Source organism: Vibrio zhanjiangensis (assembly GCF_030161235.1).
Taxonomy (GTDB): Bacteria; Pseudomonadota; Gammaproteobacteria; order Enterobacterales; family Vibrionaceae; genus Vibrio; species Vibrio zhanjiangensis.
On record NZ_BSPW01000026.1, the window covers coordinates 36724 to 57124 of the forward strand.

Sequence of the window (20401 nt, forward strand, 5' to 3'; positions counted from 1 at the left end):
ATTATGCGGGTGAGAACCAATGAGTTAGTTTTAGAAAATCAAAGACAATGCATACATTTATGCAACTTCCATTGAACCTTCAAATATTAAGTAAACACTTATGTTTCTGACATTAACTCGAGCATTTGCCTGATTTCAGCAATGATCTTAGCTGGGTTCTTCCACAAAATGAAATGCCCTTCGCCTTCAACCTTAACCCATTTTTTTATCTGGCCTGATAAGTGGCGCATAGCAAATTTTGAATTGGCAGGGTCTGCAGTGGTGTCCGCCAACTCTAATAATCTTTGTCATGTGTGCCTTTCATCCTAGTTAGCATCTAAAAATTTAACATGTAGCATTGTTGAGGTGAGGGCGTCTCCATACTATTGCTTACTTTGTAAGCTACCGTCCGATAAGCTCACAAAAAGGCACCGCCGTGACTGGCGGTGCCTATTACCTTTTCAATAAAGAAACAAGCTCAGGGTTACAACATTCTCGGTATGACATAAAGTAACATCAAATATCTATCTGATATTATTCCATTACCTGTGTGAGAACGAACTATAGCGAGTTTTCCGTCAACTCATCACATTCTAATCTAAGACTTTACCTACAAATCAGTGTCCTGCTGATGAACATCGACTTGAACTTGCATTCGATTTCCATCCTTTCTTTGACGTTTTGGGATAGCTCCCTTCTCTCTTGGCGTAAGATCTTCACCCACAGCAAGAGGTACTTCAGCGATATCAGGGGCCATATGTGTGAGGTCCCGATTGTCAAGAAGCCTCATTAAACGGTTTGCTTCATCGTTCCAATTATTTTCGGGATAATAATCCACCTCTTGATTGCTTCTTCCGTCCGGCCCAACTAATTCTCTTGTAGAGCTCACAACGGGATCTGTAGAATCCATAGCCGCCTTCGCGTCTTGAACCTGAGGATCGTCTAGCAGTCTTTGTTTGCTTATCCTTTCATCTCTGACTTTTTGAAGGAACTCAGTTCGCTTTTGTGGCGGAACGTCTAACTTTGTCATTGCCTCTTCAAGCAGGTCATCTGCCGTTTTTATGTTTAGCACTTCTCCTGAAGCTCCTGCAAGGGAATATACGAACCACATCTTAACAATTTGGTAAAAAGCATTCCCTGAAATATTAGGATCTAAGGCTTTGTCTACTTCTAACATCAGCTCGTTAATTACCCCGAGAATAGCCGCCGCCTTTAGAACATCTCTAATCTTCACAGTATTATCCACAATCGAGTCAAATGTACTGTACTTTCTTAGAGTGTCAGACATCTGATTCTCAAGCAGTTCAGTTCGTTGCTCTTCTGTCAGCTCTCGAGTGATTGGTGATTTTCTAGCCCTAGCTGTCGGATTTTCAGCTTTTACGCGACTTCTAATCCGCCCCCAACGTGTCTTGATCACATTTTGAGATGACACTCCCCTCTCAATATCAATCTTTTCCTGTATGGTTCGAAGGTCAATATTATCAATCATCTGCATGACCTCTTTAGAGGACTCCCCTAGTATCTTCCTAGACACTGTTTTTGTCATCCACTTGACCAGTTTACCTGCAGCTGGACCAAGTACTGCTCCTCCTAACTCTGCCCCCAACGAGGTATAGCACTTGGCTATAATCCCCTCGAGTAACTCTTGTCTCTTTTCAAGACTGTCTTCCGTTTCAAGCTGAACAATATCCAACACGGTATCGGTAAGAAAAGTCGTCACCATGCCCCCGATAACACCGGCAGCAAACCCTGGGAACGCTGCACCAAGACCGACGGCTAGGACATAACTCGACCATCTTAATGGCTCTCGCAAGCTTTCAATAAGACGCTGAGTACTCTCCTCAGACGCAGATGTCACATGGTAGTCAAAGTCTTTGTGCAATTTGTCCACAAGAAAATCTGTTAATCTGTTAGGGAACTGATCAACAGAATACTCTCTACCCTCAAGGCTGTGATACGAAGTTTGTAGGTGCATCGTTGCCACAAAATTATTCATTCTCGACGAATAGAGAATGTCCGCTTCCTCAGACCTTGACAAACCATTTATAACTTTGCCCCCCCAATCAGGCCTCACATAATCAAATAAATCTAGAAGTGCTTGAGTTTCATCATCATCAGGATTCTTTTGTCCTACAGCCACCATCGCCACATAATCTAAGCACATATTCAATATTTCGATCTTTTGATCCATATCCAGAGGGGAAGCACTTCTAAGTTCATTTAAATACCCAGAAATGTTATCCATTTTGCTCCATGTGCCATATTGACCAGTTTTTAGTAACAATCTGTCTATATTCGATTGCGATAAACTTTCAGTAAAGCTTGACCTAAATTGTGGGGTTTTAAATAAAGTTAAGCGTTGTGTAAGATCTCTAGGAATTGGAATAACTTCACCACGAACCCAATTAATCATCAGGCCGTCATATTTAGTTGACTCATCCTGTGATAGAGGGGTATAAAAAACGGCTGGATTCTGTATCGAGTTAATATCACTTATTACACATTCATGGCTTGCAAATACTCCCGACCTTGTCCCTGAACTAAACTCATTCAACCATTTCTTAATATCCTCTTTATCACTATCCGATTCACTATGGATCCTCATTAATGGCGCATACTTGAGCTGACGTTCAATTGTTTCTTCTATTTGTCGTCTATTATTACCTTCGAAACGAGAGTCTAGTTTTTCAGTGAACTCTGTCTGCACATCGGAGTTTTGTACTGTATGGTAATCTACATTACTAGTTTGATAGGTATAACTTGCGGTATCCCTCCTTGTGGCCACAGTCATCAAGGTTTCCATTTTCTTTCTCGGAAGAATAAACTTGATATCTCCCCCCATCATCAAGACAGGCCCGTCCAAAGTTTTAAAAACTTCCGGTGGCATATCAATTTCAGTATTCTGTTGTCCATTGCCTCTCGGGACTTCGACTATTTTTCCTGAAACATAGATAAGATCTTTATCTTCTGCACCTCGATACACATAAACACCCTCAACACGTTGTATACAGTCTCGATGGTCATTTCTAGCAAGGTCTTCAACATCATAATAAGCCCGTAAGTGCTGTCCTTCATACCAATAAAAAGTTTCATCAAAATCAACTTCTTTAAAAGGACCTGTATATCCAGCTGATTCAAGAGCGGCTGTAAATGCTTGTATATCAGACTTCCAGTTCGGGCCTGTTGTAAGATGACCATGAGGGTGGAAATTACCTTCTCTAAAATGCCCTTCTGAGTGATACCCAACCACAGGTGTGGAAGCTTTTATATTACGCTTCGTGAAATAGTCGGTGATAAAGCTTCGGTAGAAGAAATCCTCACTCACTGAGGCTATAGAGTTTTGGCCAGTACGGATATCATCAATGCGCTGAGCCACCATATCTACGACCAGAGTCTCTTTCCCCCCCAACGCTGAGTCAACGTTATCCTCAACAAATTTCTCTGGACCACCATAAAGTTCAAGATAGAGTTGGATATCTTCAGACTCTATGACATGTCCATTGTCTAACGTTATATCAGATAATCTAAAATAAAAGTCACGATCTAAACGCGCGCTATTGTCATACCACGGCGTTAAGCCATTACGATGGTAATACTCGATGGTATGCGCCAATTTTTCCGCTGAGTATAGGTGAGAATGGTCTCTGATAAATCGGCTCTCCGATAGAGAGAACCCTACCTGACCACTAGATTTTATAGGTAAATCATCAGCAAGCTTATCCCATACCTCTCGTTCCTTATTGCTAAAATCACCCGTTTTGGGGAGTCTAAAGCCAGTATCGGAACGGAGTGCGTTCATCGAAACATATAGCGTACGACCAAAAGAGTCATCTTCTCCATTTTCATTATAGAATCTTGCTTGATCCGCCCCTGTATTTCGATCATCAAAGTAGTACCGTTCGCGTATTGGCTGTTTTAAGGCTCTGCGAAGGTCGTTCTCATTCACATACTTACCCGCCTTTAGGTGTTGTTTGACCCACTTAGGATCAGAAAAGCGGAACTCAACCCCTTGCTCATTAATGTAGTCTGCCCCTGCCACCATATGTTCAGAGATAGGATCGCCCTTACCACCAAATTGATAAGTTTGTCCGGATATCTCAAATTGAATCGGGTTCTCACTGTAGTAGAGGTGCAACATTTCATGAAATAAGACGATGGCGGGATCGCAATCTAGCCAAGGACGGTCTTTGACATCTTCAGCACTCGGCTTATAGGAAGGGTCAAAGAAAACCGTATCGTTATCAGGATTGGCATAATTACCCGACGATGACTGATGATCGTGCTCACCTTCTATGGTATGGGCACTATCACTTGGTATAGTGATGCGAATTCCCTGTTGAGCCATTGACTCAATCAAATCACGCCCAAAAGGCGTACTAGCGATTTTCGCAAGCGATGCGTCAACCGCTTCTTTATATTCCTCTTTACCTCGATCAATGTTTGGGTAAGCCTTAGCTATTAAATTCATCACTAAGTCAGCGGGTTGGCTGTCTTCATTTATCTTGCCTTCAAGAACTGCATTTTCTTCCTCTGTAAATAAAGGGTCCCAACTATCAATCAACCCCTTACTTTTAAGATCTTGCATATCCTTATCAAAACTATCTGACAACTTTTGTCTACATTGCTCTTGAAGTTCAGCTAGGTCAGTCTTAAATGCAAGATCTTGAGCTTCAATCATCTCGCTAATGACAGCTTCGGGCAGTTTGTCCTTCATTTCATCCCTAAACTGCTGCTTCATCTGCTCAAATTGCGTTTTTATGCCATTGGTATAGTCTTGGTATGCTTGGAGAAGCTTTTGCCTTTGCTCGGGGATATGCTTGTTGGTCAAATCCTGCTTTAATTTGGCTTCCATCACTTTGTTTGTTACGGCCGTTGTCGCTATTGAAACTGGCATAATCGCGCCGGTAATTCCACCTTCTACAGCTAGAGTCTTCAACCAAGAATCTGTCTTTATTTTATCTTTAGGATCCACCATTGCGCTATGTGCGTATGCACTCAGGACTATGGCTCCGCCAGCTGCCGTTTTTATCGGACGGGGTACAAAAGACATAGCAGCTTTAAACCCAAGTTGCTTCAACCTATTATTAACCACGTCCTGCACAACTTTATATGGGTAGTCTTCCCCTGGCATGACACCCGTTTTTATCTGATGGACCTTATACGGAATCTTAAATGACGCTATCGTTGTTTTAACCCCCGCTTTGACTGTTCCTTTTACTAGGGTGACGGTAGCGCCAGCCGCAAGGTCAACACCACCCTCAATGACCGCGTAGATCACACCTCGAGTCGCTTGTTTCTGTCCCCACTTTACCGCAAATTCTGCAAACGATTTTTCTTCCGCAAGGTGCTGCTGGGGTGTTTTGGGTAAAATGGTTTTATCTTTACGTGCGTAGTGCCACTCTTGACACATTCGGGTCGCAAATAGAATCCCTTCAGGATCATCGTCTGACTTAACGGCATCAAGCAAGTCCTCTGCTTGTAATGTCTGACGTAGTGATTCAGCCGTCGGAATGTCCGCTTCAGGCATCATCTCATTAGCCTTCATACCCCAGTCTTTGGCAACTTTAGCATGGCGAGAAAATGGGTCGAGACGCTTACTTGTTAAAGAAGTAATTTTGAGATCGAGATTATCCAAATCACTTTTGCCTGAGAGACTTGCAATACGGGTTTGGTGGATGATGTCACCTAGCTCATCTTCCGTGAATGATGTTTTGCCACTCAGCTTGTTAGAAATACCTTCTAACTCTTTCTTTACAGGATCATAGAATTTAGACTCAATGATCTCCTTAAGCTCTTTCTCCAATTGCTCCTTTCCCCACTTTGAAAGGCTATCTGAGTGTGAAGTAACAAGCTCCTGCAACGCACTAGGCAAGTTGGCAATCTGTTCTTCAATATCCTTGGATATTTCTAATGCATTATCACAAACTTGGTTGAATTCTTTAATTTGACCCGCTTTATCTTTTTTACTATCAGAACTTGTTTGCTCTTTCCCACTGGCTTTTCCAGTAGAAAAATCATCAATCACTGCCTGGGCTAAATCTTTCATCGCTTCAGCGGCAAAATCAGCTTCCAAAGGCTTATCTTTTTTCAAGTTTGTGGCGGCTGCTTGTAGAGGATTTAAGTCATATTGCATACGCAAAGCTGGCTGTTGCATTAGCCAATACATGCTGCGTACAATAGACTTTACTTTCAGCTCCTCAGCTTTCAACCCAGCAGGCGCGCTGATCCTATCAAATCCAACTTTTCTCGCTTTTTTATGACCAACATCTCTCCAGTGATTAAGCGCATACGATGCAAGTTCAGCTTGCTTTGGAAGCTCTTGTAATACGCCGAGAGTGCTCGAAGGTAAGCCTTTAACTTTTTCGGCAACCGTGCCCGTGAGTGATTTGAATGCTTCGCGTGTTTTGCCACTTGAATCTACAAAAAAACGACTCACTGTTTCTTTAAGGGGGGGCTTTTGAGTGACGTAAGATGGTTTGTACTCCCATGCGTCTTTGGGCTTGTTAAAGACGCCAGCTTTTCCACGGAACTCATTGGCACTTTTATGAACCAAACTTTGGATATCGCCAATGATGTCTCTTGGCATCGAAAAATAGTCGGTGCCCAATACATCCTTATCGTATCTATCTAACTTCACGTATAAATTGCATAGCTGATTGTTGTTGGCCGTCAGAGTCTTCATAACCTCAGTACGCTGTTTAACCAAATGTTGGGCCATCAATTTTTGCCCTGAAGAGCTGCAGAGTTTATCCATTGCCAATTTGGGTTCAAACTTACCCTTGTGGTTTTTGAAAAAGTCGTCGCTGTGCAGGAATTCATCGGTCGTTTTCACTTCCCACTGAGATAAAGAACCTATACTCGCATTCATCTGGCCCAGCTTTAACGCTTCATCTACGGCTTGAATGCTTATTTTTACGTGGCGTGCAAACTGATAAGCTAACCCTCTATCATCCGAATTAACGCTCGCTTTGTCTTTAATTTTATCTAAAAACCGCTCAATTCCTTTTAATGTCTCTTCACTTGGTCCCAGATTAGAGGCCTGAAAATCTCGATTCGATCTTATCTCGGCAATCCTTTCACGCAGTGATGGTACTAACCCTTTGTCAATCTCAATGATAAGCTCGTTGTAGCCTTTTTCGATAAACTCTATTGCTTCTTGTTGCTTGTCCTTTAAAGCTTCAACAAGCGACTGTTTTGGCAAATCTACTGCCACATCAAAACGTCTGAGTGGGTGTTCTTTCAGGCCAACTCCACATTCCTTTTCTATTTCTCCATAGACACTGTCTACACCATTAGAGCGTCTAAGTGGGAATACTGTGTCAAGGTCACTCTCACCGCACTCCTTTTTTTCACTCAACTTAATCTTACCGTCAGTCACATTAGGTCTTTCAAAACTAGGCATTTTATGATGCTTTTTTTCACTCGCAGGTTTTATAGCTGTTACTTCTAACTTGTTATCGCCCTGTATAGTTGTTACTTCTAACTTGTTATCGCCCTGTAGTAAGGGGGGGGACTCTGCGCTCATCACTGGCTGAGTTGGTCCGAGAAAGGCTTTTGAGGCTGCTGGCATGACTTGTATCCATAACGTTAAGATTGATGTATCAGTTCAACAGTCTGGCAAAGACTGATTGTAATGCTGATCATTCAAAAAATACTATTGATACGATTGTCATAATTAATGTAAGGAAAGTGAAATGGCTATTTATGAGTCATTATGACGAGATATAAAAAGGTATAAAAATTAAGATAACGGCCTAAACGTTTCTCGCATCTGTGCGGCTTATTTGGCGTAACAATTAAAGGCCAAGTGTTTAGAAATTAATTGCTTTGTGTCTTAAATGTGCAATTCAATACCAAGATAAAAACATCGATATCAGCGGCTTACCGTTGGGCTTTCATACCTTTTCAATATTTTTATCAATAATGACGCGATTGTGTTAAACACCAATCAGACAAGATGAATTACACGGACTAAAAAAGCTCTAAAATGACCCGCCTATCTTCTACTACTTCCCCATTTAACCTTCAATTTGGCACTTTACTCTTACATTTAGCGCATGATTTCGATCATTTGCCTGATTTCAGCAATGATCTTAGCTGGGTTCTTCCACAAAATGAAATGCCCTTCGCCTTCAACCTTAACCCATTTTTTTAGCTGGCCTGATAAGTGACGCATAGCAAATTTTGAATTGGCAGGGTCTGCAATGGTATCTTGCTCACCATGGATTAAAGTCACTGGCACCTCTTCCAACGTTTTCCAATTTTGGTTACTCAATAGTGATAATTCGTCAGCAAGAGTCATCATCTCACCGTTAGACATCGACCAGTTTTGATTCAAAAAAAGACCAATTAACCAAGTATCAGCGAGTATGTTATACCATTTGGGCGTTTCTAGTTCTGGGTCAAACGCAGGTGCAACGAATACCAAACCACTCACTGACGTAGGCATTTGCAAGGCTAACGACAGCGCGATTGGGCCACCAAGAGAATGACCAATCACAATATTCTTTTTGTCACTGGCAAGCAATGGTTGCAGAAGCTTTGATTGTTGACTGATTTTTGTTTCGAGACGATGAGGAGATTGGCCATAGCCCATTCGATCAACCGACACTAATTGCGTATGCTCTAAAAGCCAAGGATCGGCCAAGTAATCTTGGTAACCCTCTTTGCTACCCGGTGAGCCATGGATAAAAATCAAACGATAGTCACTCGATGAATTGCCTAGTTCAACATAAGCGATACCTTCATCGGTATAGTGTGTTTTTGTTTCTAGCTCAGAAGCTAGTGAGGATTTAATAGACAGTCCAGCCAAAAAGCTAACAATAGTTGCACAAACTACATGTTTTCTCACACTTTGTTTCCTTATGTTGCTTATATAAATATTATTGAGCTCGCACAAATGTGCCAACAATAATGAGACCGGAGAATAGGCGTAATACATTCAAATTTAAGCTAAATAGATTGATGATATATGCGCCTTTTTCTTAGTTTAACCGCTGCATTTTTAACCGCCTGTGTTTCATCATCAGGCGAATATGATAGTCATTCTAAGCAGCAACACAAAGCCGACGCGAGAATTGAACTTGGCATGCGCTACTTACAACAAAGCAATATGGTCAAAGCTAAACAAAATTTCCAAATGGCGCTCAAACACGCTCCAAGCTATTATCGTTCTCAGTTAGCCATGGCCCGCTACTTCGAAGCTGTGTCAGACTATGACCAAGCGCTAAAGAAGTATCAAAATGCTCTAGAAAGTGAGCCAAATAATGGGCAGGTACTGAATGATTACGGCAGTTTTCTCTGCAAACGCAAGAAATATCAACTCGCTCAAGCACAGCTTACAAAAGCAGTGAAACAAGATGACTATTTTCATATTGCTGATTCTTACGAAAATGCCGCTTTATGCTGGCTAAAACAAAACAGACCAATTGAGGCGCTGGCGAGCTTTCGTCAAGCCATCGCTCATGATCCTAAACGCCCACAAACCTTATTAAATCTGGCAAAATTGGAGATTGAGCAAGGTCACCTTGATGCGGCCAAAACCCATCTCCATCAATTTGAAATAAAGTTTGGTCAGCATCCTCTGCTAATAATGCTGCTTGAGGAATTGAATCAATATTGAGAGCAATTCAATGCGCAAATAGCAAAAGGGAAAATTTGTGCTAAGCGATCAGCGATGACCAATCTGTTGCACAATCATAAATAAGCGTGCATCTAGCTCCAGTTGGTGATAATCAGGCTCCATATGACAACAGAGCTGATAGAACGCCTTGTTATGCTCTTTTTCTTTAAGGTGAGCCAGCTCATGGACAACCAGCATTCTTAATAATGGTTCTGGCGCGTTTTTAAACACGCTGGCAATTTTGATTTCATTGTTGGATTTGATTTTTCCACCATGCACTTTCGCCGTATAAGTGTGCAGCCCTAAGGCATTATTGATCAGGTGTATTTTGTTATCGTAAGTCACTTTTCTAAGCGGTGCGGTCTTTTTCATATAGCGGTTTTTAATCGCCATGGTGTAATCAAATAGCGCTTTCTCACTTTTCATCGTGTGATGGTCAGGATAACGCTGATTAAACCAAGTTTCCAAGCGCCCATCTTGGTACATTTTAGTCACTGGGGTAATAATATGTTCTGGGTAGCCTTGGATATAGCGAAGGGCTGGTTCCATACTAATCCTCACTTTGCGCATCATTGAGTGAGCGCTATTCTAATCGATTCAAGCTTGCCATTCATCTGTTATTGATTACACTCTTGGGTTACTCAATCAGTAGGAACACCTCATGAAACGACTTGTCCTGTATGTCAAAGACAAATGCCCGCATTGCAAAGAAGCGCAGCGCTATCTTGACGCCAAGGGCTATCAATACCGTTTAACCAATGCCAAAATGCAGCGCGGCCGTAAAGAGCTCGACGCCATTGGCGCGCGCTCTCTGCCGGTATTAAAGATTGGTGACCGCTATATGATTGGCTGGAACCCCAGTAATTTTGAGAAGATGTATAAAAGTTAAAGTGCGAGCGTTAACCGAGTGAATAAAAAAGCCCCTTAGCACTTAAGCTAAGGGGCTTTGGGTTTATGGCCTGTTAGGCATCTTGGGCTTGATGAGGGAATAACTGCTTATACTCTGGGTCTAGAGCGTAAAAGCTTGGAAACTCCCCTTTTACCAGCCACAGCGGCATATATTCACTGTCAATGGTTGGCTCAAGGCCACGCGCTTCAAAAGCGTGCGCGGCCAGCGCCGTGATCCAAATAGCAAACCAGCCTTTACGGTTGCCTTCAATATTGGGTGAATCTGCTTTGCCGACATCGGTGTAATACTGAATATGGTACTCCAAGGCTTGCTTAAGCTTAGCTGGGTAGCGCGCTTCCCTGTCTGGGTGATGAATCGACACCAAAAGTTCCGCCAAGGGCAAGAGCAAATAATTGGTGTAATCTTGCACTAACTCTCCGCCAACATACTCGGGGCTTGAGTAGCGCACCAAATCATTGATCCGCTCACCAATTGGCACTGGGTCATCATCAATAAAAAATGCTCGCACTAAGCGAAATAGCACGCGGCGAAAATCTTTGACTTCATCCGTTTCTTCGATAAAGGCATAGATGTTTTCTTCTGGAATACGCAGCAGCTTTTGGCCAAACCCGCATGGGTCGCCAAGCAGCACATTCATCATCAAGGCATCTAACCATTCATCGATAGTCAGCACCACATTCATTTGGTATGGGCCATAAGGAATTTGGTAGTGACGAAACTGCTGACAGTGCTTTTCTCCTTGATAGTAATACAACAGCACTCGGTTACTCAGCACTTGGCAATATTCATACAAATACTGCGCGGTGACCGCATTGGTTTCATGGTGATGAAATAGATTTTCTGTCACCATATCAAAGAAAAATCTTTCAGGTAAATACTTAGTATTATCAGCTTCAAACCTTTTGATGACTCTTTCATAAGCGCGATATGCAAACTCTTTATCGTCGTCAATAAACTCTTGGTTCTTCCGTGATGGTTCTTCCCAATAATGATGTTCGATTTTTAACATTTACAGAGCCCTTAATGCCTTTGACTGCTGGGTTTTACATCGTAACCCGTTACTTGTACGCCAGTTGGCACACCACCATCATTAATATGTTGTCTCACCACTTTGTATTGCAGTGTATCACGCTGATCATCAAGCATGTCCAGCGTATACTGGTAGTCTCGTTTTTGCTGGCGAGTAATCTTGTTTCTGTTCTTATCAAACCAATCTTTCATCTCATCAATCACCTTAGTGGTGTAGGCTGGTGAGCCTTGCTGCACCACTTCGCTGCCCAATTTGGCCGCCCCCAATGAAGAAGAACCGCCTTTGGCTTCAAGGATATGGATGTTGCCCTGCCCATCTTGCCATATTTGGTCAAATTGACGGTTCTTTTGGTTACTGCCCGGATAGGCCGATTGTAACCGTTTTGCGTTCGGACCAAAAGTGGCTTTCGCATAGGCTTCCGCCGCCATTTCTCCCAGCTCTTCTGAATATTGGCGCTGAAGTCTGGCGAATTTTTTCTGGCCTTCTAGGTTACCATCAAACTTATTGAAGTCCGCTTTTTGCTTCGCTTCCATACGTAATTTAGACAAACAATCAAAATTACAATCGGATATTTCAATGCCGTTTAAATCGGTCACTTTGCGCGTAAGCCCAGAGCGCTGGGTCAACTGATTGGAAGCAAAATCTTGGTCATTTTGGCGGTATAGACTCGCACGATGGCGTTCAGTTGGGGTCAAACTGCTAGAACCATCAATATTACGCCACACGCCCTTATCATCAATATACTGATGCTCGCGCCTTTTACGATATGCCTCTTCCGAGAGCTTAGCACCGCCATGCTTCTCTCTGTACTTTGTGTATTCATCTTCAATTTTCTTGAGATATTTGGGACTGAAGGTATCTAAAGGCAATTTGAAGTTTGGATCATCTCTGTGTTTGATATGATTCGCAATCAGTTCAAACGCAGGGGCTAATGGGCCAAAGTTGGAGTCAGTGTTAAGATAGTCGGTGATTTTATCAAGCAACTCATCAACACTTATCTTTTCAAGCGCTTCTTCTATGGCTTTTTTCCCTTTGTTGGCAATCTCCAGCTTCAATACTTTGTTAATACCGATATCGATTAGTTGAGCAACCAGTACCTCTTTGATGGCATTGTTAAGCTCTTCTGGCGACATGGTATCTTTGTTTTCAATCAAGGTTTTGAGCGCGGATAAGCCTTCGTAAACCCCTTCGATGGTGGTGTACAAGGTGTACATATTAAACGCAAAGATAAGCGCTGGAATAAAGAAGGCGTTATTCTCAGCCGCATTGCCTGCCGCAAACATAGCGTTGTTGACATCATCACCATCACCGCCGGCAACGAAAAGAGTGATACCCGCAACCAAACGCGCGACGTTACCACCAAGTTGATTAATTTCATTGAACTCACGCAGTAACTCTTGCTGGAAGGCTGGGCTGCGATAGTCGGTGTTGCCATTTTCTAATTGTGAAAGAAGCTTACCGGTTAATTCCTCGCTCTTTTTCTCAAGTTTTTCCGTTCTTTCCTTAACCCAATCACTATCCCTATATAATTCAGCGGCAAACTCACCAATTACAGCACCGGCGCTGCCACTAGTACAACCTGATACATTGGACTTAGAATTGCCGCCCGCTGCCATTTGAGTCGCGGCGCCAAGGGCACAACCAAGCGCAGCGTGCGCTATATAGCCTGAAGCGGTGGAAATAGGATCGACACCCGAGGCGAGTTGATTACCATTGTCATCTCGTATAATACCGCGCCTAGCATCACCTATTTTCTGGGCTAGGGTTCTACCCACTACGGCAATACTGGAGGTAATAACAGCATTGACCATCATCTGATCAAAGTCTTCAATACGAGAGAAACCATTGCCTGCTAACAGGCTATTAACCTGCAAAGATACAACGGAAGACAACACTGAATTGGCAGACTGAGTAAGTACATCACCCATCATGGTGCCTTCAAGACCCACTTCACCAAGACCATCTGTGATAAAGTTTAAATCGAGCCCCTGCATAACACCTGCAGTGATCATGGTGGTTGCTAGGTTGCGCACTGACTCAGATGACGTCAACTGATCGAAGGTTTTTGATATATCACCATCATTTGCAATCATTGAAGCCGACGCTTGAACAATAAGTGCATTGGTCCCGGCGCTTAATGCGGCGGAAACGGCAGCGCTCATACCAGTAGCAGCTCCGGCTGCTGCACCTGCTCCAGCGGCAGCGCCTGCACCTGCGCCCGACGTTGCGATGGCAACAACCACGACTAATATCGCCATTGCGGCAGGACTAAGACTACTTTGGTCGTAATCCCACTGCTCAAGAACTAAATCGATTTCCTCCCATTGCGCCTCTGGGTGATTATCTCTTATGTCTTTTATCCAGCTTAAACCGTCGTTCGTGGCCAATTGATCAATCAGCTCATGGTGATCAAGATACTGTTGGTCAGGTTTTCTCGGCAGCTCGACACTGATGCCATTTCTTGCATCAAGGACTAAACCGCCTTGAGCACGAAATTGCGACATATGAGCCGTCTCTTTCGAAATACCATGGCCTTTTTGACTTATGACAATCGGATCTTCAGAAGACTCGGCAAAACTGTAGAAGTATTTCTCAAGTTCCAACTCTAAATCGATTGTATCTCCAGTTACACGAGTTAACCCTTGGCTAGTTAAATGCGTTGCTTTTAGCTGAACAGGGCCAGCTTCTGTTGAAAGGATGAGATCGTAGCCAGCTTTTAACAAAGTAGAGACAACCTGTGAGCGTTGTTCACTCTCCTCTCTTTTGAGTGAAGTATCAAAAGCACCACTACCATCGACTTCAAACAATTTGTGCCAGCTGTAATAATCTTGCGCCGCGAGTAAATGGATCCCTTGGCTAGCAAGAAGTTCCAATGTGCCTTGACTTTCGAGTATCGAACCTTGTGATAGAATCGTCTGTTTGGTCGCGATAGACAATAGATCCATTGCGGACATTTTGGTTTGGATATTGGTCAGTGACTGGCTCGATTGGCTCCAGCCGTTGCCGCTTTGTGCATCACTATGGCGCACTTCCGCGGGAAGCAATTGTACTTTACCGCCAGCATTGACTTTCAAATCACCTTGGGACGAGAACTGGCCACCTATACTGACAAAGTGACTGGCAGTCTGAATATTAAGATCACCAAAAGACTCAATCTTCGCTAGTTGCTGTGCTTGCTCATTAAACCCATAGGCATGGTCATAGCGATAGACGAGGGTTTGGTTTTTCAGTGCATAGGCGGTGAGTTTAACGTCACGCCCTTCTATGGTACCAGAGAGGTTAGATAACAACCCACCCACTTCAAGCTGAATACCTTGTTTGGCGCTTAAATATCCTTTGTCATTGATAAAGCTGTTACGAGTGCGAATTAACGTATCTCGCATCGCAATCACTTTACCGCCTTTATTGAGGAAATCAGTGGCGGTAATGGTACCTTCACCAAGGCTAAATGTGCTGCCATCGACTTTATTGGCTGCAACGGTTTGTGCAGTCAGATAAATTCTCGGCACTAATACCTCAGAGCCATTAGCAAGAGTTTCAAACTCAGGCCAGAGCATATCTTTCGGCAAACTGTCCATTTGAGCTTGGGTTAGCTTCTGGCCAAAAATCAGACCGTTAGCTTGCAAGTATTGGAAGCCATTTTGGTACATTTCCGTCGCCATATCTTCATAGGTGTCATAAGCTTTTGGCGCGATAAGGTAGCTGCGATTAAGCAATACATTGAGCTGCTGACGTACAAGATCTCGCTGAATATAGGCAGAACCAATGTAATCTGGAATTTCTGGCTCTCCGGTTTGGCAATCGTAGTTTTCAAAGCGGATGCTGGCATTCTCACTACTTCGCTGATAAAACTGAGCAAGCCCATCAGTTAACTCTGTCAATGGCGAAGAAAAACGCTCGTAATAGTGGCTGCTACTCTCACGAGACTCATGCACCAAATCAGACATACCTTTTGCAATAGCATGTTGCAGAGAAGCTTTGTCGATTTCAGATAAACGCGGAGTTTGAATATCATTTCTTACACAGCGAGATTGAGTGTCGATCGTTCTCGCAGTGAGATAAACAAAGGGGATGAAGACTCGCCCTACGCCTGGCAAGTAGCGCTTTTCAGGCCATATCATATCGTACTGAAGGTTGTCGAGATCTCGCTGAGACAATTTGTCACCAAATCGATGACCTGTGTCTTGCATAAACGACATCGCGTTTTGGTAGTACTCGGTCTGCATTTGCTCATAGCTATTAAATCCTAGCTCTGAAATGCGGCTACTGCCTATCAGCTGCTTAAGCTGGAAACGGACAATTTCACGTTGCATTGCACCATTACCGTACGCTTTTGGCGTGGGTAGTGGCACAAAGAAAGTTATATCTCCACTGATGGGCGACCAATCTTTTTCTGGCTCAAATTGTGGGTAATCATTGAAAATGGTGGTCAGTAAATCGGTCAAGCCATCTCGAATATCAAGTTGACCAAGATTCTGATTATATTGCTGAATATAGTTGTCAACCTGTGTATCGAGCAGGTAACGACTAGAAGACGCCAAATGATCTTCCAGCTCTTCAATCGTTTGGTTTATGCGCATACTCGCTAGAGTCGGCGCTGTAAATGTCATTGTAAGCACTGGGAGCATCACGCTCGCCGTTACTTTTCGCCATAAAGGCAAGTCATGACCAGACTCGTTTAATTGGTTTTTATCCATCATCTTTTTTATTCGTTATTGTTAGAAGTCTTTACCGTAGGAAATATCACCTGTCGTCAACAGCCCTTGAATTTTGGTATCAGGGTGTTGGATATCAAACAGCGAAATAAGCTGACCATTAATTTGATTTTTATCGACATGGAAGCTGGTGGTGGTCCAGCGGCGTGTTTTATGACGGATACATATTTTACTAAATCCCGTACGTATCCTCCGTGAGCAATACCGCTCTGCATGATGATGGGTCACCTGGCGATCTACTCGCGCTTGGGTGACCAAACCCAATGAGCGCAAACTGGCTATATTACCCGCAAGCGTACCGAGTACTTCAACGCTGCCTGCTTCGTTGATGAGAGCTGATGAAAATGAGCTAACGTTATCATCTTCTGCACTTTTGCCACCATCAATATAGAAATTGCCACCAACCAATAAGTAAGGTGGAGGTGACAGAGATTTCACGTATTGAGTGGTTTCTGTGATATGGATATCGCGATGAGGTCGTAATTTATCAACATTGGTGTCTGACTCGATAAAGTAACGCTCATTGAGAACTCTTGGTGAGCGAACACTTAAGTTGCCGGTCAAGACTTCAAGTGCTGATGACACATTTTTTAAAGAGTTAGATGCTTCAATAAATATACTATTTTCTGCTGAAATAAGGGTTTCAAAGGTATCTTTTAGCTCAAACTCTATTGGCTTATCATCGGCCGCTTTGACATTTAATCGTTTCTTAAGCTGAGAGTTTACATTCAGCACATTAGGCGCTTGCATAGCAATATTAAACCCAATGATAAATGAGTATCTGTCATCAACATCAATCGGTGATACCACTTTACCTTACTCAGCGCATTTGTTTTGCGCATTGGCCACCAGGCCAGAAGCCGTCCCAAGTTGGATCTGATTTTGGTTGATGTGAATATCGCGAGCACTGTCACTTAAGCGGCGCAAAGCCTTCGGCGCTTGATCAAAGCTGTCCGCCGGATATTCACATTGAAAGCCTTCGAACCAACCATTGGTGATCGATTTTTTACTCACCAGAGTAACATCGCTTGCCGCCAGTACCCCTTGACTATAGTTATTGATGTTTTCTTCGCCGTTCACGTACAAGCTGTTCACCGCGATCAACTCACCACCAATATTGTTGACAAACTTAGCAGCCACCTTTATTTCATCGGCACTGACTAATCCTTGGCTCTCAAATTCAAACTCGGCAGCGATATTGACTAGACCCGCTGCAATACTAGCCGCTTGAAAACTATCTAGCGGGTGAACTCGAACATTTTGACCTTGCAAACTGACGTTGGAAGAAGTGGATAAGGTCGCATCTTTTAATACTGTCGTGGCAAAACTTTGAATATGAATATTGCCGTTAGACAGTAACAGCTGAGAACGACTTTCATTTCCTTGGTGAGTCTGATAATCGCTAAGCACAGTAATATCGGCTTTAGTATTAATATGATTTTCCACCACAATATCACTGTATTGGTTGGTGGTTTGTAACCAAACACTGCCCGCATCAATCGGATGTTTAACAACTAATGGTACGCTGTTCTCAACCACATCAACTTGGTTGTTGCCCGTCGAATAATCATGGGTTATGCGGCCGGCAATAATTTGTACATTACCTTGCGAGGCAATTAACTCACCATTAGGATCAAGTACCATTTCTCCGTCGATGGTTTTATGTGCTTTAGCGAGGGTGTAGATAGGCCCATCAAGATTGACACGGTTAGCTAGCAAGGTCACCATCAGCGCATCATCGGTTATTAGACCATTTGTACCGCGAACTTGAATTTCACCTTGATTGGTTGAAATACTTGCCAGTGCACCTTGCCGGTCAAATTGCGCCTCGCCTGTTGCAATAGTGACACGCTGAGTGTTACTAAATTGACAAGACTGACAAATCACACCCGCTTGGCTGATAAACAGCAAATCCGCCGCACGGCCAAGTACTTCGATTTTGCCAAGTACCATGGGATCGTTGCCCGTGTGTTCAATCACGATCAACTGAGGCGGCGCTTGGTCAGCAAGGTTAGCATTCAGTTTTGGGTTATTGACCAAGGCCAAGCGTTTCCCATCTTGGTTGAAATGCTCAAACCGCATATGAGAGACATTGCTCTGATTGCCAGCATCAATCATCAGTAGTTGATTTTCTGATTGGCCATAAATCGCCGTCGATTTAAGCTGTGAACTCGGGGCAATTTCGCCATCGCCACTATAACCTTTAAGCGATGTTTGCTCGGCCAGTTTACGATTTTCGATACAGGCAGGAAACCCAACACTGCGGCCAAGAGTTTGGTTGCTGGCACACACTGGCTGCGCTGCTGCGGTGGTATTTTTGCGGCAATAACCGCCGCTCATTTCAAAACCCGGAGGGCAAGCCCATTCTGGGGGCTGAATGTCTCCCCAATAGATTCCAGGTTCTGGTGAGTCATAGTATCGGATATTGGCATAACGTCGAGCAACTTTAGCGGGATATCTCCTACTAACATATTCGTACAGTCGTTTATTCACGCAATGTTGATACCAATTCGCATGAAGACCATCTAGAGCATGGAGAAAATCACTGCAATGATTACTATAGTTAACCTTACGGCATTCCTTCCCCGTTTTCCCGTCAACCAAACTATAACCACTCGGGCATGAAAGGAACATAGGTTGATTTTCGCTGCTATAGCATTGAGCGTTGCTGTGGTTTAAGCTGGCATTGGCGGGACACGTATAATGAGGCTCAAACTTAAATGTGCTTTGACATACCCCATCAACTAAGGTGGCATTAGGTAGAGCACATTGAGTATTAGGCCAGGTGACTGGAGGTGAACCTGCTGGCGCTGCGCTGACGTTGAATGACATAGCCAACAACGCCACTGCCCCTCCAATAGGCAGTATTGAAGAAACTTTTGTTAAAATTGATTTCATAAAATTACATCTGAAAGGTTAAAGTCATTATGTAGTGGCAGAAATACTAAGGAAATCCTCGATACAACCGATTTTCTTCTTATTAGATATAAATCAATGTTATAGCAAGAATCAAAATAGTGCTGGAACTACCAAAACACAGTCAGTATCTATTAATAAAAATTATTAGGGATGCGCAATGATATTTAACAAATCAATTAACACAATGCTGATAAATGAGAATGGCAATAAACATCTGTAATAATTATGTTTTTATTGGCGCAGATCACAAAACTAGCAGAAGAAATTGCCTTACTGCTGTAAAAAATAACCTAATTCTTTGTAGCAATATATTGGTATACCGCTACGCCTGCTTTGCTGAATTGGCTCGATTTGGGGTAAGTGTGGCGTGGAAGACTTTATCGAGCTGAGCTGAGCTGACAGGTTTAGTGATCACCTCTGCGCAACCTTCTGACATCATTTGCTGGCGAGTTTGCTCAAATGCATCGGCAGTACAGCCGATGATGATAGGGGGATTGTCTAAGTTCAGCGATGTAATCGCTCTAGTAGCTTCAAGTCCATCCATTTCAGGCATGTGGTTATCCATTAAGACACAATCAAAGTGGCGTTGCTGGACTTTTTCAATCGCTAACTGGCCATTCTCAACTACCTCATAGTCAAACCCTTTATTGGCAAGAAATTTCCCCAGTACCACTGCATTTACACGCGTGTCTTCAGCAATCAATGCCCAGAGCCCTGAACCATCGAACTCAGGCAGTTCTTGCTCTTGAGTGGCATGATCAATGGCATCGGTAAGAATGACTGGCAAAACAATCGTAAATTGACTGCCTTCACCTATTGTACTGGCAAGATCTATGGTTCCATTCATAGCCTTAACCAAGTCTCGTGTGATGGAAAGCCCAAGGCCTGTGCCACCAAAACGCCTCGTTGTATCGCCTTCAGCTTGAGAAAAGGGGTCAAAAACAGCCGAATGCTTATCCTCACTGATACCAATTCCCGTGTCGGATACTTGAATGGTCAACTCCCCGTGATGCTCTCTTTCCGTTAATTCAATCGATAGGCCGACCGAACCTTGGTGGGTAAATTTAACCGCATTACTCAAAAGATTTTGCAAAATTTGCGATATACGCGTTTCATCTGCTCTTAGTGCTCTTTCGCTAGACTGAGTATACTCACATTTAAATTTGTGATCACCAAGCGATTCTGTCGTACCTTAATTACCAAGCGACTTTGTCATTACGTTAACT

At 43.2% G+C, this 20401-nt stretch carries 11 protein-coding genes; 2 read left to right on the forward strand and 9 right to left on the reverse strand.

Going from position 1 to position 20401, the window contains the following annotated elements; genetic code table 11:
• Positions 1-98: 98 nt before the first annotated feature.
• From QQK21_RS08130 to QQK21_RS08140, 3 genes are all read right to left on the reverse strand, one after another.
• The gene (locus QQK21_RS08130; RefSeq protein ID WP_284191700.1) at positions 99-272 is read right to left on the reverse strand and encodes a hypothetical protein; all 174 of its coding nucleotides are present in this window, start codon (positions 270-272) and stop codon (positions 99-101) included.
• Between the two features lie 317 nt (positions 273-589).
• Positions 590-7549 carry a M91 family zinc metallopeptidase gene (locus QQK21_RS08135; RefSeq protein ID WP_284191701.1) on the reverse strand — a complete coding sequence of 2320 codons (6960 nt, stop codon included), beginning with the start codon at positions 7547-7549 and terminating at the stop codon, positions 590-592.
• Positions 7550-8029: 480 nt separating this feature from the next.
• Complete coding sequence (locus tag QQK21_RS08140; protein ID WP_284191702.1) at positions 8030-8830, reverse strand: alpha/beta fold hydrolase; 801 nt, start codon at positions 8828-8830, stop codon at positions 8030-8032.
• Positions 8831-8950: 120 nt separating this feature from the next.
• Between QQK21_RS08140 and pilW the strand changes: the two genes are divergently transcribed.
• Positions 8951-9601, forward strand: coding sequence for a type IV pilus biogenesis/stability protein PilW (gene pilW, locus QQK21_RS08145; protein ID WP_284191703.1), 651 nt, complete (start codon positions 8951-8953; stop codon positions 9599-9601).
• Positions 9602-9649: 48 nt separating this feature from the next.
• Here the strand turns inward: pilW and QQK21_RS08150 are convergent, their stop codons facing one another.
• Positions 9650-10150 (reverse strand): M48 metallopeptidase family protein, encoded by a 501-nt coding sequence (locus tag QQK21_RS08150; protein WP_284191704.1) that lies wholly within the window; start codon positions 10148-10150, stop codon positions 9650-9652.
• Between the two features lie 112 nt (positions 10151-10262).
• Here QQK21_RS08150 and QQK21_RS08155 point away from each other — a divergent pair, with 112 nt between their 5' ends.
• The gene (locus tag QQK21_RS08155; protein WP_284191705.1) at positions 10263-10490 is read left to right on the forward strand and encodes a glutaredoxin family protein; all 228 of its coding nucleotides are present in this window, start codon (positions 10263-10265) and stop codon (positions 10488-10490) included.
• Between the two features lie 73 nt (positions 10491-10563).
• Here QQK21_RS08155 and QQK21_RS08160 read toward each other — a convergent pair whose 3' ends face one another.
• The 5 genes from QQK21_RS08160 to QQK21_RS08180 all read right to left on the reverse strand — a co-directional run bounded on the left by QQK21_RS08160 (position 10564) and on the right by QQK21_RS08180 (position 20280).
• On the reverse strand, positions 10564-11520 hold the full coding sequence (locus tag QQK21_RS08160; protein ID WP_284191706.1) for an Imm49 family immunity protein: 957 nt from the start codon (positions 11518-11520) through the stop codon (positions 10564-10566).
• 11 nt (positions 11521-11531) lie between these two features.
• Positions 11532-16241 (reverse strand): DUF637 domain-containing protein, encoded by a 4710-nt coding sequence (locus tag QQK21_RS08165; RefSeq protein ID WP_284191707.1) that lies wholly within the window; start codon positions 16239-16241, stop codon positions 11532-11534.
• Between the two features lie 18 nt (positions 16242-16259).
• A complete protein-coding gene (locus QQK21_RS08170) occupies positions 16260-17066 on the reverse strand; it encodes a hypothetical protein (RefSeq protein WP_284191708.1) in 807 nt (268 codons plus the stop codon).
• A gap of 6 nt (positions 17067-17072) precedes the next feature.
• Positions 17073-19154, reverse strand: coding sequence for a two-partner secretion domain-containing protein (locus QQK21_RS08175; protein ID WP_284191709.1), 2082 nt, complete (start codon positions 19152-19154; stop codon positions 17073-17075).
• Positions 19155-19497: 343 nt separating this feature from the next.
• Complete coding sequence (locus QQK21_RS08180; protein ID WP_284191710.1) at positions 19498-20280, reverse strand: ATP-binding protein; 783 nt, start codon at positions 20278-20280, stop codon at positions 19498-19500.
• Positions 20281-20401: the final 121 nt, after the last annotated feature.